A 23,314-nucleotide genomic window follows, 5' to 3' on the forward strand; every position below is an offset into this window, starting at 1 on the left:
CGGGAGCCCATCGGTGAAGCCCCCGCGCCCGAGCCCGCGCCGCCACCGGCGAATGCCCTGGCCCCCGTGGCTGCCGCGGGAAGCACCCCGACCGCGCCCTCGGCCCCCGTGGACCCGAACCACGAGTTCGCGCCCTACCCCGTGCCGTCGGTGAACGTCCCCAGGCCGCCCGCGCCGGAGCCTCAGCCGCCTCCGGAGGCCGTGGCGAAACAATCACCGAAGCAGCGCGAGCCGTTGATTCCCATGGCGCTCGTATCCAAGGACGCCGACGAGCGCTTCCTGGGCTACGCCCGGCTCAAGATGAACTCGCGCAAGTGCGAGAGCTTCCTGGTAGGCCTGGACGAGATTGCCCAGCGCAGCCCCAAGGCGTCCCACCGCGAGCAGGCGCGCTACCTGCGCGCGCGGTGCTTCGAGGAGAAGCTCGAATCGCACCGGGCCAAGGACGAATACCGCCAGTACCTCAACGACTTCCCACGAGGGCGCTACGCCAAGGAGGCCAGGACGGGACTGCTCCCCTGAGGCGGGCGGGAGATGACGGCCCCATGTGCCCGCCCGCGACGCACAGCGTGGACGGTAACGGGCCTCGGACTCAGCTGCCCGTGCGGGGCAGCTTCTGAGGCGGCTCGGTGGCGTTACCTCGAGCCACCAGTTCGCGCACCACGGACTCCAGCGCGCGGATGCGCCGGCCCGCGCGGCCCGGGGCCCACTGCGGCAACTCCGGCCCCTGCAACAGCGTCATCGCCTGCTCCACGCCGCCCGCCTTGCCCTTCAGGGCGCGCGCGGTGGCCAGGCGCACGCTGCTCGCCGGACGCCGGGTGATGCCGCCCGCCCACAGCAGGTCCAGCGCGAACGTGGTCCACACCGCCAGTTCGTCATCGGGGCGGAGGAAGGCCTCGAAGCGCTTCATCGCCTCGGCCCGGGGCTCGCCCGCGCGGAGGATGGCCTCCGACAACTCCACATGCAGCGGCGTGCTGTAGGCCAGGGGCTGCTCCGGCGCGATGATGGCCTCGAAGCGCTCGCCCGTGGCCGGACGGCACGCCACCGCGTGCACCAGCTCGGTGGGAATCTCCTCGCCGCCCGCGGGGTGCGCGTTCGCCTCGCCGTAGAAGACGACGAGCTTCTCGAAGCGCTCCGCCAGCGTGCGCAGCTCCAGCGGTGGACGCCACGGCCCGAAGTAGACGCGGCGCCGATTCGGTGAGGTGCGCGTCGACTGCCGCTCCAACTGCGTATCCACCATGTACTCGAAGGCCCGCAGCATCGTGTCGAAGCGCGCGGGGTCCCCTTCCAGGATGCCCAGCATCTCCACCACCGCCTCGATGGTGGACACGCAGTGGTCCGCGGGCTCCGCGCGGATGCGATAGTTGCTGGGCCGGCGGGGTACGAAGCCGATGCGCGGCAGCCCGGCCAGCACCGGGTTGCGCGACACGACCTTCTTCGCCTGCGGCCAGGTGCCGTCCACGACGATGAGCGTCTTGGGAGGATTCAGCCGCGCCTCCTCCACCGTGATGGCGTCCTCGCCCGGGAAGAGCACCGCGACGGAGTCCCGCTGCGCGGCCAGCTCCTCGATGCGCCGGTGGCCAGTGAAGTCCACGCCTTCATGCAGCTCGGAGTTGCTCAGCGACAGGTGGGCCATGCGCGCGGTGCCAATGGCCACGCGGCTCTCACGCGGGTGCTGGAGGAACACGACGCGCGTGCGAGTCTCCAGCCGGGGCGGCAGTTGCGCGCAATAACACGCGCTCTCGGGACGGCGGCAACGCAGGCAGAGGTTACGCACGGCCACCGCCTTTACGGCACGCTCCGAGCAGGGGCAAGTCCCACCACGGGAGGGCCAGTCAGGTTGGGTGCCCGGGGACCGGCTTCCCCGGGGCAACGGCGGCCGGACACCGCCCCCCTGGACCGAAGATTCCCCAAGCCTCCAGGCGGCGGAGTACAGAGGCCCCGTGAACCTGCTGCTCCTCCTGGACGAAGACTTCCTGCCCGACGGCACCGCGCGCCTCACCGGACGGCGGGCCCAGCACGCCCGCGAGGTGCTGCGCGCCGAGCCCGGCGAGTCCCTCCGCGTAGGACACCTGGGAGGCCTCACCGGCACCGGCGAGGTGCTGGAGAACAGCGCTGGCGTGCTGCACCTGCGCGTCACCCTCACCGAGCCTCCGCCCCCGCGCGCGGGCATCGACCTGCTGCTGGCCATCCCCCGCCCCAAGGCGCTGAAGAAGGTGTTGCCCGCGGTGGCCTCGCTGGGCGTGGACCGCATCGTCCTGCTCAACGCCGCGCGCGTGGAGAAGAGCTACTTCGGCTCCAAGGTGCTGGACCCCGCCTTCGTCCAGGAGCTGCTCATCCAGGGACTGGAGCAGGCCCGGGACACGCGCCTCCCAGAAGTGCTGGTCCGAGAGCGCTTCCGTCCCTTCGTCGAAGACGAGCTCGACGCCTTCTTCGGCCCCCAGACGCTCCGCCTGCTCCCCCACCCCCCCGCGAGGCAGCCGCTCCGAGCGCTGGGCGTGGGTCTGGCCCAGCGCGTCGTACTGGCCATTGGGCCGGACGGCGGCTGGGTGCCCTTCGAGGCCGACCTCCTGGAAGCCCATGGTTTCCACCCGTTTTCGTTGGGGCCCCGCATTCTTCGCGTGGAGACGGCCGTGCCCGTCCTCCTGGGGCAGGTGGCGCTTCTCCGGGAAGACATTGCGGCACCGCCCGCGACAACTCTGACTTGAAGGCGCGCCGTGGTCGGGTGAAGAGTTGTCCATGGCCACGACCCGTTCTTCCGCCGCCGCTCAGCCCGCCCTGGGCGAGCAACAGCCGATTGTCACCTCCGAGGAGCAGGCCCCCGCGGCAGCACCCGCGAAGCCCGCCACGCACGACACGGTGCCGCCGCCGGCACTGCTCGACTTCATGATGAAGTCGTGGAAGCCGCGCTCGAAGAAGCTGCCCCCGAAAATCAAGCAGGCGGAGGCCTTCAAGGCCCGCCGCCGGGCGCTCTCCAAGCTGTTCCCCGGTGAGACGCTCATCATTCCCACCGGCCACGAGAAGGTGCGCGCCAACGACACCAACTTCCGTTTCCGGCCGGGCAGCGACTTCTACTACCTCACCGGCAACCTGGAGCCAGACTGCGTCCTCGTCCTCCAGCCCAAGGAGAAGGGGGGCCACACCGACGTGCTCTTCGTGGAGCCGAACCCGGGCCGCACCGACGCCACGTTCTTCACCGACCGCGTGAAGGGTGAGCTGTGGGAAGGCCCCCGCCTGGGCGTGAAGGAGAGCCAGGCCCGCTACGGCGTGGACCAGGCCCGGAGCCTCAACGAGCTGCCGGACTTCCTCTCCGGCCTCAGCGGCGCGGCGAGCCGTCCCACGCGCTTGCTGCGCGGCCTGTCGCCCAAGGTGGACGGCGCCGTACCGGCGCCGGCTGAGAAGGACAAGGACAAGGGGCTGGCCCAGGCGCTGTCGGAGATGCGGCTGCTCAAGGACGCGCAGGAGCTGCGTGAACTCCAGACGTCCATCGACTCCACGCACCGTGGCTTCGAGGACGTCATCCGCGGCCTGAAGACGGCGAAGACGGAGCGCTACGTGGAGGGCATCTTCAACCTCCGCGCCCGCGTGGAAGGCAACGACGTGGGCTACCGCACCATCGCCGCCTCCGGCGCCCATGCGTGCATCCTGCACTGGCACCACAATGACGGGCCGCTCGTTCCCGGCGACCTGCTGCTGCTGGACGCGGGCGTGGAGGGCCAGACGCTCTACACCGCGGACATCACCCGCACCCTGCCCATCTCCGGGAAGTTCTCCAAGGAGCAGCGCGAAATCTACGAGCTGGTGCTGGAGGCGCAGGACGCGGCCTTCGCCGAGGTGAAGCCGGGCAACGACTTCATGGAGCCCAACCGCGCGGCCATGCGCGTGCTCGCGGAGGGCCTGGAGGCCCTGGGCATCCTCGAGGACGCCGAGGAGGCGCTCAAGGACGAGCACCAGTTCTACAAGCGCTACTCGCTCCACAACGTCAGCCACATGCTGGGCCTGGACGTGCACGACTGCGCCCAGGCGCGGCAGGAGACCTACAAGTACGGGAAGCTCCAGGCCGGAATGGTGCTGACGGTGGAGCCCGGCCTCTACTTCCAGATGGACGACCTCACCGTGCCCAAGCGCTACCGGGGCATCGGCGTGCGCATCGAGGACGACGTCGTCGTCACCGCGCGCGGCTGCAAGGTCCTCTCCGCCGACATCCCCCGCAAGGCGAAGGACGTGGAGGCGTGGATGAAGTCCCTCTGGGCGGCGGACAAGGCCGCCCGGAAGGGCAAGAAGAAGTAGGCCCGGCGCGCTACTTCGGCTTCGGCGCGGCGGCGGCGGGTTTCGCCGCCGCGGCCGCGGTCCGCTCCTGCCACTCCGACAGCGCCAGGGGCTTCACGTCCTTGAGCGTGGACACGGCGACGTCGAAGACGCGGGCCCCGGGGTTCGCATCCGGCCCGGCGGTGAAGTTGAGGCGGTGGATTTCGTGCCCGTCCTCCGTCTCCAGCACCACGCGCCACTTGCCGGGCTTCAGGTTGGACGTCGTCGCGTAGAAACGGTAGCCGCCGTCCGTGCCGTTGCTGCTGACGGTGGCCATGAAGCCGTTGCCGTACGTCGTCCAGCCCTTCTGCGGGTCGTCGAAGTACCAACGCACGCGGACCTTGTACGACTGGAAGTGCTTCGGCGCGAAGATGCGGAAGAAGTAGTAGGGCTTGTCCCCCGGCTGCATCAGGAAGTCCGGCCCACCCCACGTCCACGGCTTGTACCAGGCGCCGGAGTCCACCGAGGACAGGTGGTAGACGCCCGGGCTCACCCGCTCCACCTGGTGGTAGATGCCCGCGAACTGCACGGCCACCGGCAGCGGCGGAATCACGCCCACCAGGTACAGCCCCAGCAGCGCGGCCTGCACGCCGAAGCCCGGGATGGCCACGTTGCGCAGCAGGTACCGGTTGTCCGGCCGCCAGCGCCGGATGAGGCGCATCACCCCGAAGATGCTCGCGCAGCCCATGGCGACGGCCAGCAGGAAGACCCAGAAGCCCATGCGCCCCAGCACCACCGGGAGCAGGCAGACGAAGTACATCGTCACGCACAGGCTGAGCAGCACCATGCGCATGATGGGCCCCAGCCTGCGGAACAGGGGCAGCTCGTTGGCCGCCAGCAGGGCGAAGAGGCCCACCACGAACAGGTAGGGCAGCGCGCCCGACGTGCTCTTGAAGAGCAGCAGCATGAACGCGCTGAGCAGGCTTCCGAAGAGGAAGTGGATGCCGTCCTCGCGCCAGCGCCAGACCTTCTGCAGGAACTTCGGCGGCTCGACGCCGTCCGGGTAGCGCTGCTCCAGCAGCAGCAGTCCCGTGAGGACCAGCAGGTAGCCGAAGTTCTGCGCCAGCGTCAGCGTGTCATCGATGCGGCTGATGGTGAGGACGTCGTAGATGAAGCCGCCGAAGAAGAAGACGGCCATCTCCCACTTCTCATGGCGGGCGCGGAACTGCTGCACCTTGTCCATGAGGGTGGGCGTCTTCGCCGTGTCGACCAGGTCGTCCGGGTCCACCACCACGCCCGGCGCATGGGCCGGCAACACCGTGTCCGTCAGGGCGACGGCTGCGTGGTTCTCTGCGACGGGGACGTTCGCCTCGACGGCGGGGCCCGCGGTGGGCACCTCGGCGGAGGCTTCGTCCGGATTCTCGGGGGCGTTGTGACGGGTAGCGGTGACCACGGAGGTTCCTCGGGGCGGCGGCCTTCCATCCTAGCCGCAGCGAGGGGAATCGGTCTCCCCTCGCCCGTCACTCCCCGAGGCCCCGCCGTCCGCTAGGCCGGGCTCTTGCCCGCGACCAGGTCGGCCAGCTCACCGCGCTCGGCCAGCTCCATCAGGATGTCGGAGCCGCCGACAAACTGCCCGTTGATGAAAATCTGGGGAATGGTGGGCCAGTTGGTGAAGTCCTTGATGCCCTGGCGAATCTCCGGATCCGCGAGCACGTCCACCGTGTGGACCTGCCCCAGGGGCTGCAACAGCTGCAGCGCCCGCGCGGAGAAGCCGCACTGGGGGAAGAGGGCGTTGCCCTTCATGAAGAGCACAATCTTGTGCGACCGGGTCTCCTGCTCCAACCGGGCCTTGAGTTCAGGCGTCATGGGTACCGCTCCTTCTAGCGAGTCCCGAGCTTCTTCCACTGCTCGGGAGAATAGGTCTTTAGCGCGAGCGCATGCAGCTCGCCGCTCTTCAGCCACTGCTGGAGCGGCGCGTATACGAGCTGGTGCTGCTGCACCATGGCTTTCCCAGCGAAGTCGGGGCTCACCACCCGGGCCTCGTAGTGGTCTCCCGTCCCGGTGTAGTCCCGCACCTCCACCTCGGAGCCCGGCAGGGCCTCCAGGATGCGGGCCCGGATGAATTCGGCGTCGAGCATCAGTTCATTCCCCTTCCCATCACCAGCATGGCGGGGTCCACCCCCATGCCACGCAGCGTCGTATCCCACAATTTCGACGGCTCGTGACCGAGCACCGCCTCCGCGGTGGCATCGGTGAAGAGCCAGGAGCCGGCGGCAATCTCGCTCTCCAGTTGGCGCGGGCCCCAGCCCGCATACCCCAGGCAGAAGCGCAGGCGCGGGTTCGGATTGGTCAGGAGCGGCCCCAGCGCGTCCAGCGTCACGCTCAGGAACAGGCCGGGCAGCACCGAGTGCTTCTCCCGCTGCTCCGTATCGTCGTGGAGGACGAAGCCCCGCTGGGGCTCCACCGGGCCGCCCAGGTAGACGGAATGTTCCTTCCGCCCGGCGGCGATGCCCAGGTTCTGTCCGCGCGCCAGCTCACCGAGCGTCAGGGGGGCCCCCCGGTTGATGACGAGCCCCATGGAGCCCGTCTCCGAGTGCTCCAGCATCAAGACGACCGAGCGGTAGAAATTCGGGTCGCCGAGCTGGGGCATGGCCAGCAGCAAGCCGGGAGCGAGGTTCTTCACCCCAGGAGCATCAACCGTTCACGCGGATGGCGCAACCGGAACCCGCCCCGGCGCCCCTGGCCAGAGGGGGCATCAGTGCCAGCTCGTGTGCCTGGACTGGAGGGCCTCGGCCAGCCGCTGGGGATCCAGCGGTTTTCCGATGAAGAGGTCCGCGCCCAGGCCCTTGCACTTGCGCGCCATGGCCGCGTCGCTCAGGGCGCTGACGCCGATGAGGACGGACTGGGGGAAGCGCTCGCGCAGCCGCGACATCAGCGTGGCGCCGCTGCGACCGGGCAGGAAGACGTCGACGATGGCGGCGTCCATGCGCTTGTTGCGCACGGCGAATTCAGCCTCCTCGGCGCTGCCCACGGGCAGGGGCTCGTAGCCCCAGCCCGCCAGCATCTCCACGAGGATTTCGCGGTGGGACGGATCATCCTCGACGACGAGCACCGCGGCGCGCGCGGGCTCCAGCTTGAGCAAGTCCGTGCGCTCCTCGCGCTCGCGGCTGTCGAGTTCGGTGAAGGTGGCAAGCTCTTCGCTAGGCGTCAGGGACATGGAGGCACCAATGTGGGCAAAAGGTTTCCGTGTGTGGACAACGCCTCCCCCAACGTTGGGAATTCCACGTCGCACCGGGGCGGGTGCCCCAACTCCAGCGCTCGTCAGCTCACCCGGCGAGGGGGCCCGGAGAGCGCCTGGGAGGCCAGCGAGGCACCGAGCACCAGCAGCACGAGCAGCGCCCAGGCGGGCAGCACCATCCGGCCGCCGCCCTCGTAGATGAGGGCCGCGTAGCTGGTGCCCAGGTAGCGGCCCAGGGACATGGGCTCCATCCGCGCGATGCCGAAGAAGCTCACGGTGGACTCGGTGAGGATGGCGGCGGGGAGCCGCGACAGGAACACCGCGAGCGCGAAGGGCCGAAGCGCGGGCCACAGGTGGACGCGCAGCAGGTGCAGGCCGCCCCCGCCGAGCGCCCGGGACGCGGCCACGTACTCCTGGGATTCGAGCGTCGCCAGGCGGTTGCGGAACATGCGCGCGGGCCCCGCCCAGCCCACCAGGGCCAGCGAGACGACCATCAGCCCGAAGGGGCCCAGGCCGCCACCCGCGCCCGCGTCGGAGAGCGACTGCCCCGCGAGTTGGAGCACCATCACCACCAGCACGTCCGGCAAGGCGAAGACGGCGTCCACGGCGCGCAGCAGCGTCTGCTCCACCGCGCCGCCGGACAGCCGCGCCACGGCGGCCACGGCGAGTCCGATGAACGTGGAGAGCGCGCCCGCGGCGAGCCCCACTGCGAGGGAGACCCAGAGCCCGCCAAAGGCGAGTTCGCAGACGGTGCGGTCCGGGCGCGTGGGGTCCATGCCCAGCGGACAGGTGCTGGCCAGGGCCTCCGGGAAGAGCCGCCCCGCCACGAGGCTGAGCAGGCCCAGCCCCACGAGGAGCGCCAGGCCGACGCGGGCGCGCAGGGGAACGCGGCTCATGCCGAGGCCTCCCGCGAGCGCGGGTCCAGGGCGTAGCGCAGCACCTCCACCGCGAGGCTCACGATGACGAGCAGGGTCGCGAAGGTGGTGGTGGCGACGACGACGACGGCCACCTGCTTGTTGAGCACGGCGAGGACGTAGAGCTGGCCGAAGTACGGCAGGCCCAGGACGCGCTCCGCGGCGAAGGAACCGGCGAGCAGCGACGTGGCCACCGGCCCCACGGCGTCCAGCATCGCGGGCCACACGTTGGGCAGGACGTGACGGCGCAACACGGCGGCGCGCGACAGGCCCTTGCCCAGCGCGGTGCGCACGTAGTCGCGCGACAACTCCGCCTCCAGCGAGTCGCCCACGAGCGTGCCCAGGAAGATGCCGGGCCAGATGGACGTCACCAGCGCCGCGCACAGCTCCGGCAGCAGGTGACCACGCTCCACCACGCCGGGCGCGAGCAGCAGCGCGGGGATGAAGACGGGCGTGCCGAACGCCACGGCGGGCACCACGTCACCGAGCGCGGCCCACCGGCCCTTCCTCCACCGGGTCCGAAGCAAGGCAAAGCCCAGGGCCCACGTCAGCGCGAGTGGCAGCGCCATCAAGCCCACGCTCACGCTGCCAGACAGCTTCGTCAGCAGCTCATCGCCGGTGATGCCCTGGGCGCTCGTGCCCAGACGCTCGCCGCGAAAGAGCTTCTCCCACGGGCGCAGGAAGCCCAGCGGCTCGCCGATGCCCAAGTCCCTCCGGTACGAGGCCGCGAGCTCACGCGACACCTGCCGCTTCGCGTCCGTCTCCGTGGTCAGCGGAAGCGAGGCCATGAGGAAGTACGACGCCACGGCCACGACAGGCACCAGGACGACCTGCCGCAACAGGCGCTGGGCGATGGCCCTCACGGCGGCTCCTCCGCCCGGGGCGCATCCGACGCCGCCCCCAAGCGAAGCGCGCGCAGCGCCAGGAAGTTGAAGGGGTCCACGTCCAGCCCGCGAAGCCGCGAGCGCGCGCGGTAATAACGGTCCGGGTGGTACAGGGGCGCAATCACGGCCTGTTCCCCCACGAGCACCTCCTGCGCCTGGACATAGGACGCTTGGGCAGTCGCCTCATCCGGCGCGCTGTCCCCCGCCTCCAGCAGCCGCTCGAAGCGCGCCAGGGGCTCGCCGCCCGCCTGCGTCTCCCACCCCGTCTGGTGATTGCCCTCACGCTCGAACAGCGTGAAGAACGTATTCGGGTGCGCGTAATCCGCCCCCAGGCGCCTCAGGTACAAGTCGTACGTGCGAGGCCCCTGCGCGGAGCGCCGGGCGATCTCCGCCGAGAAATCCGAGCGCGCCTCCAGCACCACCCGCACCCCCACGCGCGCGAGCTGCGCGGCCACCCGCTCCGCGATGGCCACCTCGGGAACGAATCCATCCCCCGACCGGTAGACGAGCCGCAACGGCCGCTCGACACCCGCCAGCTCCGCCCGGGCCTGCTCCGGCGCGTAGCGCGGCAGCCGCGCGGCCTGCTCCGGCGTCGCAGCGCCCGGCAGCTCCGGCGGCAGCAACACATGAGACGGCCGCGCCGCGGGCAGCAGCCCCGCCAGCAGCGCCTCGCGGTCCAGCGCCCGGGACAGCGCGCGCCGCACCTCGGGCCTGTCCAGCGGCGCCTTCTCCGTGTTGAAGGCCAGGAAGTACGTGGACAGCAACGGCTCGCGGCGCAAGTCGTCCGGCCGGTGGATGCGCAGCGCCGCGGCGCTGTCCACGAAGACGAAGTCCACCCGCTCCCGCTCGTACAGCGCCGGGCCGATTTCCGACTTCATCAGCGTGATGACCGGAACGGGCGTCTCCCCTTCTGCCATCGGCGGCGGAAAGGCCGACGCCGGGTTGTGGACCAGCCGCACCCGCTCCCCCGCGCGGTCCCACCGCTCGACGCGGTAGGGCCCCAGCGCCAGAGGCCGGCCATCGCGCGGACGGTCAAAGTAGTCCCGGACGTCCTCGTCCGACTTCCCCTCCAGGTCCGCCGAGGGCGCCGGATAGAACAGGTACACATTGGCCACGCGCGCCAGGAAGTAGCTGCGCGGCCGAGCCAGCGTCACCCGAAGCGTGTGCGAGTCCACGGCCTCCACGCCCACGCGCTCCAACGCGGCGCGAACCTCGGCCTCCGGCGCGCCTCGCTCCTGGAGCGCCAGCGCCTCGGAGGCCCCTTCCAGGTCCGCCATCTCCCCGCGCTCGCGGCCTTGCAGCGCGCGCCGCCAGCCCACGACGAAGTCACGCGCCACCAGCGGCGCGCCATTCGACCAGCGAACGTCCCGCCGCAGGTGGAACGTGTAGACGTCCCGCCCCTGCCCGTCCGTGACGCGCTCCCACCGCTCGGCCAGCCCCGGCTCCACGCCGTGGTCCGGCCCCAACTGCGTGAGCCCACGCTGGGTGGCCAGCATCACCGGGTAGTTCGCCCAGCTGTCCGGGTCCGAGTGACTCCAATCCAGCGTCGTGGGCATGGCCGGCACCACCACCTTCACGCCGGGCTCCGGCTGGAAGCCGCACGGTCCACACGACGCGGCCCACACGGCCAGCAGGTACCACCACCACCGGAGTCGAGCGCGCGGAGCCACCAAGGCCCCTTCTACCCCGAAGGTCCAGGCGCCAGAAAAGGAGAAGCCAGGAACCCGGCGACCTTGGTCGTCCGGCGTCCTGGCTTCCCTTCAGCTCGGCCCGGCAGGCGCGGCGGCCCACCGGGTGCTGTCTGTCTTACGCTAGGCCGGGGCCACGGCCGGCGAGGCCGGCAGCTCCGTGGTGCCACCCAGCTTGCCGCCGTCCGTCGTCGCCGGCTTGCGGCCGAACTCCTCCGGCTTCTCCAGCACCAGCGCCTCGCGCAGCACGTCGTCCACGAACTCCACCGGGACGATGCGCAGCTGCTTGCGAATCTTCAGCGGGATGTCCTTCAGGTCCTTCTTGTTGGCCTTCGGGATGAGGACCGTCTTGATGCCCGCCCGGTGCGCGGCCAGCGTCTTCTCCTTCAGGCCGCCAATGGGGAGCACCCGTCCGCGCAGGGTGATTTCACCCGTCATCGCCACGTCGCGGCGGATGAGCACGCGCGTCAGCGCGCTCACCAGCGCGGTGCAGATGGTGACGCCGGCGGACGGACCGTCCTTCGGAATCGCGCCCTCCGGCAAGTGGACGTGGATGTCGTAGTTCTCGAACACCTTGCGGTCGATGCCGAAGCGCTCGGCGCGGCTGCGCACGTAGGACATGGCCGCCTGCGCGGACTCCTGCATCACCTCACCCAGCTTGCCGGTGATGATGAGCTTGCCCTTGCCCGGCATGATGGTGGCCTCGGTGGTGAGGATTTCACCGCCCAGCTCCGTCCACGCCAGGCCCGTGACGATGCCCACCTGATCCTCGGCCTCCGCCATGCCGTAGCGGTAGCGGGGCGTGCCCAGGAACTTCATGGCCATCTTCCGGTCCACGTCGATGTCCCGCTTGCCGTTCTTCAGCACGTCGCGGGCAATCTTGCGGAACACGCCGCCAATCTCACGCTCGAGCGAGCGCACGCCCGACTCCCGCGTGTAGCGGTGGATGATGGTCCGCAGCGCCGGGTCGGAGATGTCCACCTTGAGGTCCGACAGCCCGTTGGCCTCCTGCTCCTTCGGGATGAGGTATCGGCGGGCGATGGAGAGCTTCTCCGGCTCCGTGTACCCCGCGATGCGAATCACTTCCATGCGGTCCTGCAGCGGACCGGGGATGTTGTGCATCGTGTTCGCGGTGCAGATGAACATCACCTTGGACAGGTCGTAGTCGAGGTCCAGGTAGTGGTCGTTGAAGGTGTGGTTCTGCTCGGGGTCCAGCACCTCCAGCAGCGCCGCGCTCGGGTCGCCACGGAAGTCCGTGGACATCTTGTCGATTTCGTCGAGCAGGAAGACGGGGTTGTTGCTGCCCGCCTTCTTCAGCGACTGGATGAGCTTGCCCGGCATCGCGCCGATGTACGTGCGCCGGTGGCCGCGAATCTCCGCCTCGTCCCGCACGCCGCCCAGCGACAGGCGCACGAACTTGCGGCCGGTGGCCCGGGCAATGGAGCGCGCCAGCGACGTCTTGCCGACGCCCGGAGGACCGACGAAGCACAGCACGGGGCCCTTGAGCTTCTTCACCAGCTGCTGCACGGCCAGGTACTCGAGGATGCGCTCCTTCGGCTTCTTCAAGCCGTAGTGGTCCTCGTTGAGCACCGTCTCCGCCTCGGTGACGTCCAGACGGTCCTGCGTCTCGTCGTACCAGGGGAGGCTGATGATCCAGTCGATGTAGTTGCGGACGACGGTGGCCTCGGCGCTCATCGGGCTCATCATCCGGAGCTTCTTCAGCTCCTTCTTGACCTTGAGCGTGGCCTCCTTGCTCATCCGCTTGTTCTTCAGCTTCTCTTCAATCTCCTGAATCTCGTTCTTGAACTCGTCGCGCTCACCCAGCTCCTTCTGAATGGCCTGCATCTGCTCATTCAGGTAGTACTCCTTCTGGGTCTTCTCCATCTGCTTCTTGACGCGCGTGCGGATCTTCTTCTCCACCTGGAGAATCTCGATCTCACCCTGCATCAGCTCGTAGAGCTTCTCCAGGCGCTTGGCCGGGGACTCCGTCTCGAGCAGGGCCTGCTTGTCATTCAGCTTCAAGGAGAGGTGCGCGACGATGGTGTCGGCCAGCCGCGCCGGGTCGTCGATGCTGGCCACCTGCATCAGCATCTCAGGCGGGATGCGCTTGTTGAGTTTGACGAAGGCCTCGAAGACGGAGTGGACGCTGCGAACGAGCGCCTCCAGCTCCACCGTCTTCTCCGTCTGCTCCTCCACCTCCTCCACCTCGACCATGAAGAAGGCGTCGTTGGGGTGGAACTTCTTCACCTTGGCGCGGCGCACGCCTTCCACCAGCACCTTCACCGTGCCGTCGGGCAGCGGGAGGAGCTGGATGACGTGGCCCAGCGTACCGAAGTGAAAGATGTCGTCGGGGGTGGGGTCGTTCGTCTTGGCCTTCTTCTGCGCAGCCAGCAGGATGACGGCCTTGTCGTCCGGCCCCTTGTGCGCCATCGCGTCCTTCAACGCCGCGATGGACTTCTCCCGGCCGACGAACAACGGCACCACCATGTGCGGGAACACGATGATGTCCCGAAGGGGCAAGAGCGGGACCGTCAAACCCCGCTTCTGGGCTTCCTTCTTGTCGTCACGTCCGAAGAACATGTATCCGCCACCTGCGGGCCCTCGGAGTTGCAGGCCCCTAGAAGAGTTGCCCGTCTGCTCGCTCGCCGAGCATTCGTACGGGATGCAGCAGTTCTATAACACGGCGTTTCGCGGCGCCGTTCCCCGGCTCAAGATTGGGGAACGGCGTCGTGCCATCAAGGGAACACCCGAAGCTCCCTCGGGCGTCCGCTTGGGGTGTCAGCGGCCCTGCGCCGCCACCCCACCCTGTGCCCCCTGGACCTCCAGGGCGTGGAACAGGAACGAGTACAGGTCCACGCTGGACTCAATGGCCTTGGCCACCTGATCCGCGCCACCGTGGCCCGCGTTGGCCTCGATGCGCAACAGCGCCGTCGCCGGGTTTCCGGGCGAGTTCTGCACCGCCGCCACGAACTTGCGGGCGTGCATGGGGTCCACCCGGTCGTCGTGGTCCGCCGCCATCATCAGCAGCGCCGGGTAGCGAACGCCCGGCCGCACGTGGTGGTAGGGCGAGTAGGCGTGCAGCGTCTTGAAGTCCTCGGGCTTCTCCGCCGTGCCGTACTCCGGAATCCAGGTCCGGCCGCTGCCGAAGAGGTGGTAGCGCACCATGTCCAGCAGGGGCACCGCGCACACCACCGCGCCGTACAGCTCCGGCCGCTGCGTCATGGCCGCGCCCACCAGCAGGCCGCCGTTGCTGCCGCCGTAGATGGCCAGCCGCTTGGGCTGCGTGTACTTCTGCTGGACCAGGTACTCGGCCGCCGCGTGGAAGTCGTCGAAGACGTTCTGCTTCTTGTCCAGGCGGCCGGCGTCGTGCCAGGCCTTGCCGTACTCGCCGCCGCCGCGCAGGTTGGCCACCGCGTACACGCCGCCCGCGTCCAGCCAAGGCAGGATGCTCGAGCGGAAGTTGGCCTCCATGTTCACGTTGAAGCCGCCGTAGCCGTAGAGCAGCGTGGGCGCGTTGCCGTCACGCTTCAGGTCCTTGCGATGCACCACGAACATGGGCACCTTCGTCCCGTCCTTGGACGCGTAGAAGACCTGCTCGACCTGGTACTGCTCCGGGTTCATGGGCACGTCCACCTTGGCCCAGAGCTCCGACTTCCCGGTGCTGACGGACGTCTTGTAGATTTGACGGGGCGTGGTGAAGGACGTGAAGACGTAGTAGGCGTCATCCAGGTCCTCCAGGCCCATCAGGTTGGACGCCGCGCCCACGCCCGGCAGTTGCACCGTGCGCACCAGCTTGCCCTTCAGCGTGGCCACGCGCACCTCGGACGTCGCGTCCTTGAGGTACTCCAGCGACAGGTGCCCGCCGACGATGCTGGCGGACAGCAGGGACGCGGACGGGTCCTCGGGGACAATCTCCTTCCACGACGCGCGGGCCGGCTTCGCCGGATCCACCTCGAAGACGCGCTGGCGCGGGGCGCCCTCGTCGGTGAGGACGTAGAAGCGGTCCTTCCAGGCGTGCACCTCGTACTTGGCGCCCGCGCCCTTCACCAGCAGGCGGAAGTCCTTCTCACCCGGCCGCTTCCAGTAGACGTCGTTCTCGCTCCAGCCGCGGAGGATGTAGACGAACAGGTACTTGCCGTCGCGGCTCAAGTCGCTCTGGAGGAACGTCGTCGGGTCGCCGGTGCGCTCGTGCACCACGGGGTCCTTCGACGGCTCCGTGCCCAGCGTGTGGTAGCGGATGGTGGTGTAGCCGGGGCGCTCGTCCACCTTGATGGACGGGTCCGTGGGCAGCCACTCGTAATAGAAACCCTTGCTGTCGGGCGTCCACTTGGGCGTGGCGTACTTGCCGCCCTCGATGACGTCGACCTTGGACCACTCGCCGGAGTCCACGTCGATGACGTGCAGCACCGCCTCATCCGCGGCGTTGGGCTTCTGGGCGAAGGCCACCTTCTTGCCGTCCCAGGACGCGGCCCACGTCCCCAGGGACACGGTGCCGTCCTTGCTCCAGCCGTTCGGATCCAACAGCACCTTCTCCTGGCCGCTCTCCCCCTGGCGCCAGTAGAGGATGGCCTTCTCCTTGTCCTTGTGGGTGCGGACGTAGAAGAAGCGCCCGTTGCGACGCGACGGGGTGGAGACGGAGTCGGTGTAGAACAGCTCCTTGAAGCGCGCGGCCAGGGCCTCACGGCCGGGGAACTTCGCCAGCGCTTCGCGGGCGTGCGCGTTCTGCGCCGTCATCCACGTCTGGACCTCGGGGGCCTTCTCGTCCTCGAGCCAACGGTACGGGTCCGCCACCTGGACGCCGTGCAACGTGTCGACAACCTGCTCCGCCCGGGTCGCCGGGTAGGACATGCGGGGAGACTCCTCAGGAACGGGGGCCGCGGAGGCTGCCGCGGGCAGCTCATCACGCGCGGCCTCCTTCTGGGAGGCACACGCCGCGAGCGACATCAGGGCGGGAACGAGCAGCTTTCTCATGGGCCCAGCACATACAGAAAGGCCCCCGGCCGTCCCACAAAAAGTGTGGCGGGGCCAACGCAAGCCCGGCCCCTCCCCTGACGAAAGAGGCGCGCCCGGACCACACCAGGTGGTTCCGTGACGCGCCCCGTCAACCAGACAACACCGGGCCCCCGGCAGGGGCCCAGGCGTCAGGCGGATTCCTTCTTCGGCTCGGCCGCTTCCTTCTCCGGCTGGGCGTGCAGCACCACCGGCTCGCTCTTCTTGAGAATCACTTCCTCGGAGATGAGCACCTCGCGGGCCGTCTTGCGGGACGGGATTTCGTACATCACGTCCAGCATGGCCGACTCCAGGATGGAGCGCAGGCCACGGGCGCCCGCCTTGCGGCGGATGGCCTCGTTGGCAATGGCCTTGAGGGCGCCGTCGGTGAACTTCAGCGTCACCCCGTCCAGTTCGAAGAGCTTGCGGTACTGCTTGGTGAGCGCGTTCTTCGGCTGGTTGAGGATGTTGATGAGGGCAGCCTCATCCAGCTCCTCCAGCGCGGTGATGATGGGCAGGCGGCCGATGAACTCCGGAATCATGCCGAACTTCAGCAGGTCCTCCGGCTCCACGTGCTTGAGCAGCTCCGTGAGGCTGCGTTGCTTCTTGGACTGCACGTCCGCGCCAAAGCCCAGGCTGCGGCCGCCCATGCGCCGCTCAATCACCTGGTCCAGCCCGCCGAAGGCGCCGCCGCAGATGAAGAGGATGTTGGTGGTGTCCACCTGCAGGAACTCCTGCTGCGGGTGCTTGCGGCCACCCTTGGGCGGGACATTGGCCACCGTGCCTTCGATGAGCTTGAGCAGCGCCTGCTGAACGCCCTCGCCGCTGACGTCGCGGGTGATGGAGGGGTTCTCCGACTTGCGCGCGATCTTGTCGATTTCGTCGATGTAGACGATGCCGCGCTGGGCCCGCTCGATGTCGTGGTCGGCGGCCTGCAGCAGGTTGACGATGATGTTCTCCACGTCCTCGCCCACGTAGCCGGCCTCGGTGAGGCACGTCGCGTCGGCGATGGTAAAGGGCACGTTGAGGATGCGCGCCAGCGTCTGCGCGAGCAGCGTCTTGCCGCTACCGGTAGGCCCCAGGAGAAGGATGTTGCTCTTCTGGAGCTCCACGTCCTCCATCGCGACCTTGGACTCGATGCGCTTGTAGTGGTTGTGCACGGCGACGGAGAGCGTCTTCTTCGCCCGCTCCTGCCCAATCACGTACTCGTCCAGGACCGCCTTGATTTCGGAGGGCCGGGGGATGCGCAGCTTCGTGTCCTTCGTCTCCTCGCGGTCGATCTCCTCCGCGATGATGTCGTTGCACAGCCCGATGCACTCGTCGCAGATGTAGACCGTCGGCCCCGCGATGAGCTTCTTGACCTCCTTCTGTGACTTTCCACAGAAGGAGCAGCAGAGGGTCTGGTTGTCTCGCTTCTCCACGTTCTTGCCCGCCATTTCGTCCCTCGCTGCGCCTGAAAGGCCCCCGCCCCCGAACTCCACCCCGTTCCTGGCTCGGACCAATCTAGTCAGCCCCCGTCCGGAACGTCCACGCGCCTTCCGGGTACTTAACAGGACCTGTGCCGTGACGCAGAAAGCAGAAAGCCGGAGTCGCGGGGGCGCATTCCCGCGGCTCCGGCTGCCAGCCGAGGCGCCGAGGCCCCGGCAATCCGCCTACTTCTTCTCTTCCTTGCCCAGTCCCACGACCTTCCGGGGATTCTGGATCTCATCGATGATGCCGTAGGCCTTCGCCTCGGACGCGCCCATGAAGTAGTCGCGGTCCGTGTCCTTCTCGACACGCTCGATGGACTGTCCGGTGTGCTTGACGATGAGCTCGTTGAGCTTCGCCTTCATCCGGAGGATTTCCTTCGCCTGGATTTCAATGTCCGTTGCCTGACCGCGCACACCACCCAACGGCTGGTGAATCATGATGCGGCTGGACGGCAGGGCGTAACGCTTGCCCTTGGCACCCGCGAGCAGGAGGACGGCCCCCATGGAGGCCGCCTGCCCGACGCAGATGGTGGACACCGGACACTTCACGTACTGCATGGTGTCGTAGATGGCGAGGCCCGCCGTCACCGAGCCACCCGGCGAGTTGATGTAGAGGTTGATGTCCTTGTCCGGGTCTTCCGACTCCAGGAACAGCAGCTGGGCGACGATGACGTTCGCCACGTCATCGTCGATCTCCGTGCCCAGCATCACGATGCGGTCCTTCAGGAGCCGGCTGTAGATGTCGTACGAGCGCTCACCCCGGTGGGTCTGCTCGATGACGTAGGGAACGGGCATGAAGGGCATGTCGACCTCGGTGAGGGAACCTTACGAATACTTCGCCCGGCTCCTCAGGAATTCAATCGTCTTTTCCTCCCGGAGTCGGAGAGACAACCCGAGCCGCTCGTCGGCGCCCTTGAAGTACTTCTGCACCACGGCGACCGGCTGGCCCGCCTCGTTGGCGAGCTGCTCGATGCGGGCGTCCACGTCCGCGTCGGAGGCCTGGATGCCCTCCTTCTGAGCGATGGACTCGAAGAGCAGCGTGCCCTTCACTTCCTGGAGGGCCTTCTCGCGCATGTCCTCGCGCAGCCGGTTGAAGTCCAGGTTCAACTGGCGGGGGTCCACACCGGAGCGCTGGAGCTGCTGCAGCGCGCCGCGCAGCATGGAGTCCATGGCCCGCTCCACCATGGCGCGGGGCACGTCGAAGGTGTTGCGCTCCAGCAGCGCCTTCATCAGCGCCTCGCGCTCCTCACCCTCCACCTGGGACTTGCGCGCCTTCTCCATGTCCTCACGGAGCTTGGTGCGCAGCTCGTCCATGGACTGGGCGACGCCCGTCTGCTTGGCGAAGTCGTCGTTCAGCTCGGGGACGATTTCCTTCTGCACGCCCTTGAGCGTGAGGTGGAAGCGCGCCGTCTTTCCGCGCACCTCTTCCACGCGGTACTCCTGCGGGAAGGCGTAGTCGATGTCCTTGGACTCGCCGACCTTCACGCCCTCCAGCGCGGCAATCTTGGACTCCACCAGCTCACCGGGCTGCACCTGCACGGTGATGCCCTCCGCCTTGCTGCCCGTGAACGGCTGGCCATCCACGGTGGCGTCGAAGTCCACGGTGGCGTAGTCGCCGGAGGCTGCGGTGTCGCGGTCGGTGACGGGCTCCAGGCGGGCCATCGACTGGCGCATGCGCTCCAGCTGCTCGTTCACCTGCTCGTCGGTGACGGCGGTGTCGGACTTCGTCAGCGGCAGCTCGACGTAGTCCTTGGCCTCCACCTTGGGCTTCACCTCGACGCGAGCCTCGAAGGTGAACGGGGTGTTGGGCTTGAGGCCGGAGTTGGTCACCTGCGGCGTGGCGACGACCTCCACCTTGTGCTCGCGGATGGCCTCCACGTACGCGCTCTGCACCACGCGCTGGATGACCTCGTCCTCCACCTGGTCACGGAAGCGCTGCTCCAGGATGCGACGAGGCACCTTGCCCTGACGGAACCCCGGCAGCCGCACCTGGCGGCCCAGGTTGGAGTACGCGCGGGAAAGCTCCTCCGCCACGCGGGCATTGTCGACCTCGATGGAGAGCTTCTTCTCAGTGGGAGAAAGCTCTTCGACCTGGACCTTCATGCGGGCCTCGCTCGCCACCGCCGCCAGACAATCAGTCGTTTCGGGCGGTGCCGGAAAAGTGGGACGTGCGCCTTTAGGGGATAGGCACGAACGGGTCAACGCGAAATGGGCGAGGAGGGACTCGAACCCTCACACCTTGCGGTACCAGATCCTAAGTCTGGCGCGTCTACCAGTTTCGCCACCCGCCCGGGTTGCGCCGTCGTGCACTGCACCGTCTTACCGCGAAACGTCCGCGTGACGGCAGGGGCCGGAAAAACAAAAAGGCCCCTCCATTTCTGGAGGGGCCTCACAGTGAGAGCGGAGGGAATCGAACCCACAACCTATGGATTAAGAGTCCATTGCTCTGCCAATTGAGCTACGCTCCCGGCACTGCCCCGGTCCGCCGCCTGCGCGGCGTCCAGGTGGCGGCGGTAACTACAGAACGCCGCCTGCTGTGTCAAAACGTTTTTTCACGCCCCCCTTCATTCCTGTCCGTGGCGATTCGTCTCCGGTGCTTTCCGGAGTCGATGCCGGTCCGCATGCCCTTCAGCCGGGCCCGGAGCGCGACGCAGGCCTGTGAAGCGAGCGCCCCACTCCGATGTTCAACATGGCCGTAGCACGCTGTTCGTCCCAGCCTGGCGGGACGGCGAGCGTGTGATGGCTCGCGGTCCGTCACCTCGAGAGCACCGAGCACCCCGCGGCAACCATGCGGGCGGACGGAGGTCGTCCGCCCTTTTCGCGCAGGACGTAGCAGGAGAAGACAGAGATGGAAGCCAACCCCCAACAGAAGGCGGAAGGAACGGCGGCCGGCCAGGGTGGCCAGCACGCCGGGTGGACACGGGAGCGCGTGGAGCTCGTGAAGCGGACCATCTGCCCTCGCGGCATCAGCGAGGACGAGTTCGCCCTCTTCATCGAGCAGTGCAAGCGCAGTGGCCTGGACCCGCTCCTCAAGGAGGCCTTCTGCGTGGCGCGCCGGCAGAACGCCGGCAACCGCGAGCGGCCCAACTGGGTGACGAAGTACGAGTTCCAACCCTCCGAGGCCGGAATGCTCGCGCGCGCCGAGCGCTTCCCGGACTTCAAGGGCATCCAGGCGAGCGCGGTGTTCGCCGAGGACGACATCGTCGTGGACCAGGGCCGAGGCGAGGTGGTGCACCGCTTCAACCCCGCCAAACGAAAGGGCGCGCTGGTGGGCGCCTGGTCGCGCGTGGTGCGCGAGGACAAGCTGCCGGTGGTGGTGTGGCTGGACTTCAGCGGCTACGTCCAGCAGACGCCGCTGTGGTCCAAGATTCCCACCACCATGATTGAGAAGTGCGCCCGCGTTGCGGCCCTGCGCAAGGCGTACCCGGAGGCCTTCGGCGGACTCTATGTGCGGGAGGAGATGCCCGCCGAGGACTACGAGTCACATTCGGACGAGCACGGCAGCGGCCCCTACGAGGTACTGGGCTCCAAGCCCGGCCCCCTCAAGGCGTCCTTCCCGCCGCTGGCGCCCCAGGAGCCGCGCGCACCCCAGGCCGCCGCTGCGCAGTTGGACATCGACGTGCCGCTCCAGCCCAAGCAGGCCCGCGAGCCCACCCAGGAGGCGGCGCCGGCCGCCAGTCCGGAGCCCGCGGCGCCACGCCCCAAGCCGAGCGCCGTGGTGGTGGCGTTCGGCCCCCACAAGGGGAAGACGGCCTCCGAGCTCTCTGACGACGAGCTGAGCGAGTCCATCGACCTGGCCAACGAGAAGCTGATGGAGCAGCCCCGGGCGCGCTGGGCGAAGGCCATGCGGGAGAACCTGCTGGCGTTGGAGGCGGAGACGGAGCTGCGCTGCCGGGTGCCGGCGTCGAAGGGCGGCGGCAACGGCGCGGCCCACGATGCGTGACGCTGGGCAGGAAACCGTCAGGCTGTGAGGGGGCGCCCCCGCTACGAAAGTGGCGGGGGCGTTCCTGCTTCAACCTGCTGGAAGGTGCGCGCTCGGAGGGACTTGAACCCCCAACCCCCGGGTTCGAAGCCCGGTGCTCTATCCAGTTGAGCTACGAACGCAATTTCGAGGGCGGGTAAAGAAGGGCGGCCAACCGGGATCGAACCGGCAACCTCCGGAGTCACAGTCCGGCGCTCTAACCAGTTGAGCTATGGCCGCCGTTACAGCTTTACCGCGAACGGCGTTTGAAGCGGCGGCTTCCCTACCTTGGAAACCAGGACCCTGACAAGGCCCAAATACGACTTACGGCCAGGTTAGCGCCCCAGGCAGGGCTCGAACCTGCGACCCCCGGCTTAGAAGGCCGGTGCTCTATCCAGCTGAGCTACTGGAGCTGGCCGGGCCGCCTGCTTCCGATGCTGCACTTCAAGTCGGGGCGAGAGGATTCGAACCTCCGACCCCCTGCGCCCAAGGCAGGTGCGCTACCAGGCTGCGCTACGCCCCGAGAAGTCCGGCATTGTTGAACCATCCCGAACGGACGCGCAAGGCCGACGTGACTGACGGCCTCGTATTCCGGACGGCTACAAGCCCAGCAGGTGGGGCTTCATCTTCTGGAAGGCCTTCCCCCGGTGGGAAATGGCCGACTTCTCCTCCGGCGTCAGCTCCGCCAGGGCGCGGTCGCCGCCCGGGAGGATGAAGACGGGGTCATAGCCGAAACCATGGCTCCCCTTCGGAGCATGGCCGATACGGCCATGGCACTGCCCCACCTCCACCTTCGCCTCCCCTCCTCCGGGCCCCACCAGCGCCAGCGCGCAGCGGAAGGAGGCGGTGCGCTGCGCGTCGGGCACGCCGGCCAGCTCGGACAGCAGCTTCTCGTAACGGGCCCGGTCATCCCCCGGGGCATAGCGCGCGGACTGCACACCGGGCCTGCCGCCCAGCGCGTCCACGCACAGCCCGGAGTCATCCGCCAGGGTGAGCATCCCCGTGGCGTCCGCATAGGCGCGGGCCTTCTTCACGGCGTTCTCCTCGAACGTGGCGCCGTCCTCCACGGGCTCGGGCACGGGAGGAAGGTCCGCCAGGGACACCACCTCCACCGAGTCTCCGACGAGGCCGCGCAGCTCGCGCAGCTTGCCCTGGTTGGACGTGGCGAAGAGCAGCCGGGGCTTCACCGTCATCCCAGCACCTGCGCCTGCGCGGCGGTCAGCTTCTGGATGGCGGCCAGCCCGCCGTCCACCATGGCGTCCAGGGCCTTGCGGTCGAAGAGCTGGTGCTCCGCCGTCCCCTGCAGCTCCACCATGCGGCCGTCCGCGGTGGCCACCAGGTTCAGGTCCACATCCGCGGTGGAGTCCTCGTCGTAGTCCAGGTCCACCCGGACCTCGCCCTTGACGATGCCCACGGACACGGCCGCCAGCGGCGTCAGCTTGGGCAGCTTGGAGATGGTTCCAGCCTTCTGCAGCGAGCGCAGCGCCAGCACCAGCGCCACGTAGGCCCCGGTGATGGAAGCGGTGCGGGTGCCGCCGTCCGCCTGGAGCACGTCACAGTCCAGCGTCAGGGTGCGAGGCCCCAGGGTGGACAGGTCCACCGCGGCGCGCAGGGAGCGGCCGATGAGCCGCTGGATTTCCATGGTGCGGCCCGTCTGCTTGCCCTTGGCGGACTCACGCTGGTTCCGCGAGTGCGTGGCGCGCGGCAACATGCCGTACTCCGCCGTCACCCAGCCGGAGCCCTTGCCCATCAGGTGCGGCGGAACGCGCTCCTCCGTGGAGCAGGTGACGAGCACCTTGGTGTGGCCGAACTCCACCTGCACCGAGCCCTCCGCGTAACGGGAGACACCGGGGGTGAGGACGACGGGGCGAAGGTCCAGCGCACCACGTTGAAAGGAACGCACAGCAGGCTCCTGGGAAATGAGGA

The 23,314-nt window shown here is 68.5% G+C and carries 20 protein-coding genes and 6 tRNA genes; 4 read left to right on the forward strand and 22 right to left on the reverse strand.

The window, feature by feature from the left end:
• A partial coding sequence (locus HNV26_RS24180) for a tetratricopeptide repeat protein (protein WP_436410058.1) occupies nt 1-519 on the forward strand: 519 nt, incomplete at its 5' end.
• A gap of 70 nt (nt 520-589) precedes the next feature.
• On the opposite strand, the gene HNV26_RS24185 is transcribed toward HNV26_RS24180, so the two are convergent.
• Complete coding sequence (locus HNV26_RS24185; RefSeq protein ID WP_171441303.1) at nt 590-1,780, reverse strand: tRNA-uridine aminocarboxypropyltransferase; 1,191 nt, start codon at nt 1,778-1,780, stop codon at nt 590-592.
• A 160-nt stretch (nt 1,781-1,940) separates the two neighbouring features.
• On the opposite strand from HNV26_RS24185, the gene HNV26_RS24190 reads away from it, so the two are divergent.
• Both HNV26_RS24190 and HNV26_RS24195 read left to right on the forward strand, forming a co-directional pair.
• Nucleotides 1,941-2,705 (forward strand): 16S rRNA (uracil(1498)-N(3))-methyltransferase, encoded by a 765-nt coding sequence (locus tag HNV26_RS24190; RefSeq protein WP_171441304.1) that lies wholly within the window; start codon nt 1,941-1,943, stop codon nt 2,703-2,705.
• Nucleotides 2,706-2,736: 31 nt separating this feature from the next.
• Nucleotides 2,737-4,287 (forward strand): aminopeptidase P family protein, encoded by a 1,551-nt coding sequence (locus HNV26_RS24195; RefSeq protein ID WP_171441305.1) that lies wholly within the window; start codon nt 2,737-2,739, stop codon nt 4,285-4,287.
• A 10-nt stretch (nt 4,288-4,297) separates the two neighbouring features.
• Here the strand turns inward: HNV26_RS24195 and HNV26_RS39365 are convergent, their stop codons facing one another.
• The 15 genes from HNV26_RS39365 to HNV26_RS24270 all read right to left on the reverse strand — a co-directional run bounded on the left by HNV26_RS39365 (nt 4,298) and on the right by HNV26_RS24270 (nt 19,895).
• Nucleotides 4,298-5,698, reverse strand: a complete 1,401-nt coding sequence (locus HNV26_RS39365; protein WP_171441306.1) for a DUF2914 domain-containing protein — start codon at nt 5,696-5,698, stop codon at nt 4,298-4,300.
• A gap of 92 nt (nt 5,699-5,790) precedes the next feature.
• Complete coding sequence (gene grxD / locus HNV26_RS24205) at nt 5,791-6,111, reverse strand: Grx4 family monothiol glutaredoxin (protein ID WP_011552108.1); 321 nt, start codon at nt 6,109-6,111, stop codon at nt 5,791-5,793.
• A gap of 14 nt (nt 6,112-6,125) precedes the next feature.
• The gene (locus tag HNV26_RS24210) at nt 6,126-6,383 is read right to left on the reverse strand and encodes a BolA family protein (protein WP_011552107.1); all 258 of its coding nucleotides are present in this window, start codon (nt 6,381-6,383) and stop codon (nt 6,126-6,128) included.
• Nucleotides 6,383-6,928: a YqgE/AlgH family protein gene (locus tag HNV26_RS24215; protein WP_171441307.1), complete on the reverse strand. Its 546-nt coding sequence runs from the start codon at nt 6,926-6,928 to the stop codon at nt 6,383-6,385. The genes HNV26_RS24210 and HNV26_RS24215 overlap by 1 nt, the downstream gene beginning before the upstream one ends.
• A 72-nt stretch (nt 6,929-7,000) precedes the next feature.
• The gene (locus HNV26_RS24220) at nt 7,001-7,462 is read right to left on the reverse strand and encodes a response regulator (RefSeq protein WP_141592979.1); all 462 of its coding nucleotides are present in this window, start codon (nt 7,460-7,462) and stop codon (nt 7,001-7,003) included.
• A gap of 104 nt (nt 7,463-7,566) precedes the next feature.
• On the reverse strand, nt 7,567-8,379 hold the full coding sequence (locus HNV26_RS24225) for an ABC transporter permease subunit (protein WP_171441308.1): 813 nt from the start codon (nt 8,377-8,379) through the stop codon (nt 7,567-7,569).
• The gene (locus tag HNV26_RS24230; protein ID WP_171441309.1) at nt 8,376-9,260 is read right to left on the reverse strand and encodes an ABC transporter permease subunit; all 885 of its coding nucleotides are present in this window, start codon (nt 9,258-9,260) and stop codon (nt 8,376-8,378) included. Before HNV26_RS24230 ends, HNV26_RS24225 begins: the two co-directional genes overlap by 4 nt.
• Nucleotides 9,257-10,954, reverse strand: a complete 1,698-nt coding sequence (locus HNV26_RS24235; protein WP_171441310.1) for a peptide ABC transporter substrate-binding protein — start codon at nt 10,952-10,954, stop codon at nt 9,257-9,259. Before HNV26_RS24235 ends, HNV26_RS24230 begins: the two co-directional genes overlap by 4 nt.
• Before the next feature lie 138 nt (nt 10,955-11,092).
• Complete coding sequence (gene lon / locus HNV26_RS24240; RefSeq protein WP_140861518.1) at nt 11,093-13,549, reverse strand: endopeptidase La; 2,457 nt, start codon at nt 13,547-13,549, stop codon at nt 11,093-11,095.
• A 198-nt stretch (nt 13,550-13,747) separates the two neighbouring features.
• Nucleotides 13,748-15,913 (reverse strand): prolyl oligopeptidase family serine peptidase, encoded by a 2,166-nt coding sequence (locus HNV26_RS24245; RefSeq protein WP_171441326.1) that lies wholly within the window; start codon nt 15,911-15,913, stop codon nt 13,748-13,750.
• Between the two features lie 197 nt (nt 15,914-16,110).
• Complete coding sequence (gene clpX, locus HNV26_RS24250) at nt 16,111-17,394, reverse strand: ATP-dependent Clp protease ATP-binding subunit ClpX (protein ID WP_011552099.1); 1,284 nt, start codon at nt 17,392-17,394, stop codon at nt 16,111-16,113.
• Nucleotides 17,395-17,610: 216 nt separating this feature from the next.
• The gene (clpP, locus tag HNV26_RS24255; RefSeq protein WP_011552098.1) at nt 17,611-18,231 is read right to left on the reverse strand and encodes an ATP-dependent Clp endopeptidase proteolytic subunit ClpP; all 621 of its coding nucleotides are present in this window, start codon (nt 18,229-18,231) and stop codon (nt 17,611-17,613) included.
• Between the two features lie 21 nt (nt 18,232-18,252).
• Nucleotides 18,253-19,530 carry a trigger factor gene (gene tig, locus HNV26_RS24260; protein ID WP_171441311.1) on the reverse strand — a complete coding sequence of 426 codons (1,278 nt, stop codon included), beginning with the start codon at nt 19,528-19,530 and terminating at the stop codon, nt 18,253-18,255.
• A gap of 106 nt (nt 19,531-19,636) precedes the next feature.
• Nucleotides 19,637-19,718: transfer RNA gene (locus tag HNV26_RS24265), tRNA-Leu, on the reverse strand.
• Nucleotides 19,719-19,822: 104 nt separating this feature from the next.
• Nucleotides 19,823-19,895, reverse strand: a tRNA-Lys gene (locus HNV26_RS24270).
• 380 nt (nt 19,896-20,275) lie between these two features.
• On the opposite strand from HNV26_RS24270, the gene bet reads away from it, so the two are divergent.
• Nucleotides 20,276-21,370, forward strand: coding sequence for a phage recombination protein Bet (gene bet / locus HNV26_RS24275; RefSeq protein WP_171441312.1), 1,095 nt, complete (start codon nt 20,276-20,278; stop codon nt 21,368-21,370).
• Between the two features lie 87 nt (nt 21,371-21,457).
• On the opposite strand, the gene HNV26_RS24280 is transcribed toward bet, so the two are convergent.
• The 6 genes from HNV26_RS24280 to rph form a co-directional block, all read right to left on the reverse strand.
• Nucleotides 21,458-21,531, reverse strand: a tRNA-Arg gene (locus tag HNV26_RS24280).
• Nucleotides 21,532-21,554: 23 nt separating this feature from the next.
• A tRNA-His gene (locus HNV26_RS24285) sits at nt 21,555-21,628 on the reverse strand.
• A 99-nt stretch (nt 21,629-21,727) separates the two neighbouring features.
• A tRNA-Arg gene (locus tag HNV26_RS24290) sits at nt 21,728-21,801 on the reverse strand.
• 36 nt (nt 21,802-21,837) lie between these two features.
• Nucleotides 21,838-21,911, reverse strand: a tRNA-Pro gene (locus HNV26_RS24295).
• Nucleotides 21,912-21,987: 76 nt separating this feature from the next.
• Nucleotides 21,988-22,581, reverse strand: a complete 594-nt coding sequence (gene rdgB, locus HNV26_RS24300) for an RdgB/HAM1 family non-canonical purine NTP pyrophosphatase (protein ID WP_171441313.1) — start codon at nt 22,579-22,581, stop codon at nt 21,988-21,990.
• Nucleotides 22,578-23,291, reverse strand: a complete 714-nt coding sequence (gene rph / locus HNV26_RS24305; protein ID WP_011552094.1) for a ribonuclease PH — start codon at nt 23,289-23,291, stop codon at nt 22,578-22,580. Before rph ends, rdgB begins: the two co-directional genes overlap by 4 nt.
• Nucleotides 23,292-23,314: the final 23 nt, after the last annotated feature.

It is taken from the genome of Myxococcus xanthus (assembly GCF_013116825.1).
Taxonomy (GTDB): domain Bacteria; phylum Myxococcota; class Myxococcia; order Myxococcales; family Myxococcaceae; genus Myxococcus; species Myxococcus xanthus_B.

What these genes read in the sequence shown, in the direction of transcription:
- HNV26_RS24195 (WP_171441305.1), top strand. Translation starts at nt 2,737, where the DNA reads ATGGCCACGACCCGTTCTTCCGCCGCCGCTCAGCCCGCCCTGGGCGAG.
- grxD (WP_011552108.1), bottom strand. Translation starts at nt 6,111, where the DNA reads ATGACGCCTGAACTCAAGGCCCGGTTGGAGCAGGAGACCCGGTCGCAC.
- HNV26_RS24210 (WP_011552107.1), bottom strand. Translation starts at nt 6,383, where the DNA reads ATGCTCGACGCCGAATTCATCCGGGCCCGCATCCTGGAGGCCCTGCCG.
- HNV26_RS24220 (WP_141592979.1), bottom strand. Translation starts at nt 7,462, where the DNA reads ATGTCCCTGACGCCTAGCGAAGAGCTTGCCACCTTCACCGAACTCGAC.
- HNV26_RS24225 (WP_171441308.1), bottom strand. Translation starts at nt 8,379, where the DNA reads ATGAGCCGCGTTCCCCTGCGCGCCCGCGTCGGCCTGGCGCTCCTCGTG.
- lon (WP_140861518.1), bottom strand. Translation starts at nt 13,549, where the DNA reads ATGTTCTTCGGACGTGACGACAAGAAGGAAGCCCAGAAGCGGGGTTTG.
- HNV26_RS24245 (WP_171441326.1), bottom strand. Translation starts at nt 15,913, where the DNA reads ATGTCGCTCGCGGCGTGTGCCTCCCAGAAGGAGGCCGCGCGTGATGAG.
- clpX (WP_011552099.1), bottom strand. Translation starts at nt 17,394, where the DNA reads ATGGCGGGCAAGAACGTGGAGAAGCGAGACAACCAGACCCTCTGCTGC.
- clpP (WP_011552098.1), bottom strand. Translation starts at nt 18,231, where the DNA reads ATGCCCTTCATGCCCGTTCCCTACGTCATCGAGCAGACCCACCGGGGT.
- tig (WP_171441311.1), bottom strand. Translation starts at nt 19,530, where the DNA reads ATGAAGGTCCAGGTCGAAGAGCTTTCTCCCACTGAGAAGAAGCTCTCC.
- bet (WP_171441312.1), top strand. Translation starts at nt 20,276, where the DNA reads ATGGAAGCCAACCCCCAACAGAAGGCGGAAGGAACGGCGGCCGGCCAG.
- rdgB (WP_171441313.1), bottom strand. Translation starts at nt 22,581, where the DNA reads ATGACGGTGAAGCCCCGGCTGCTCTTCGCCACGTCCAACCAGGGCAAG.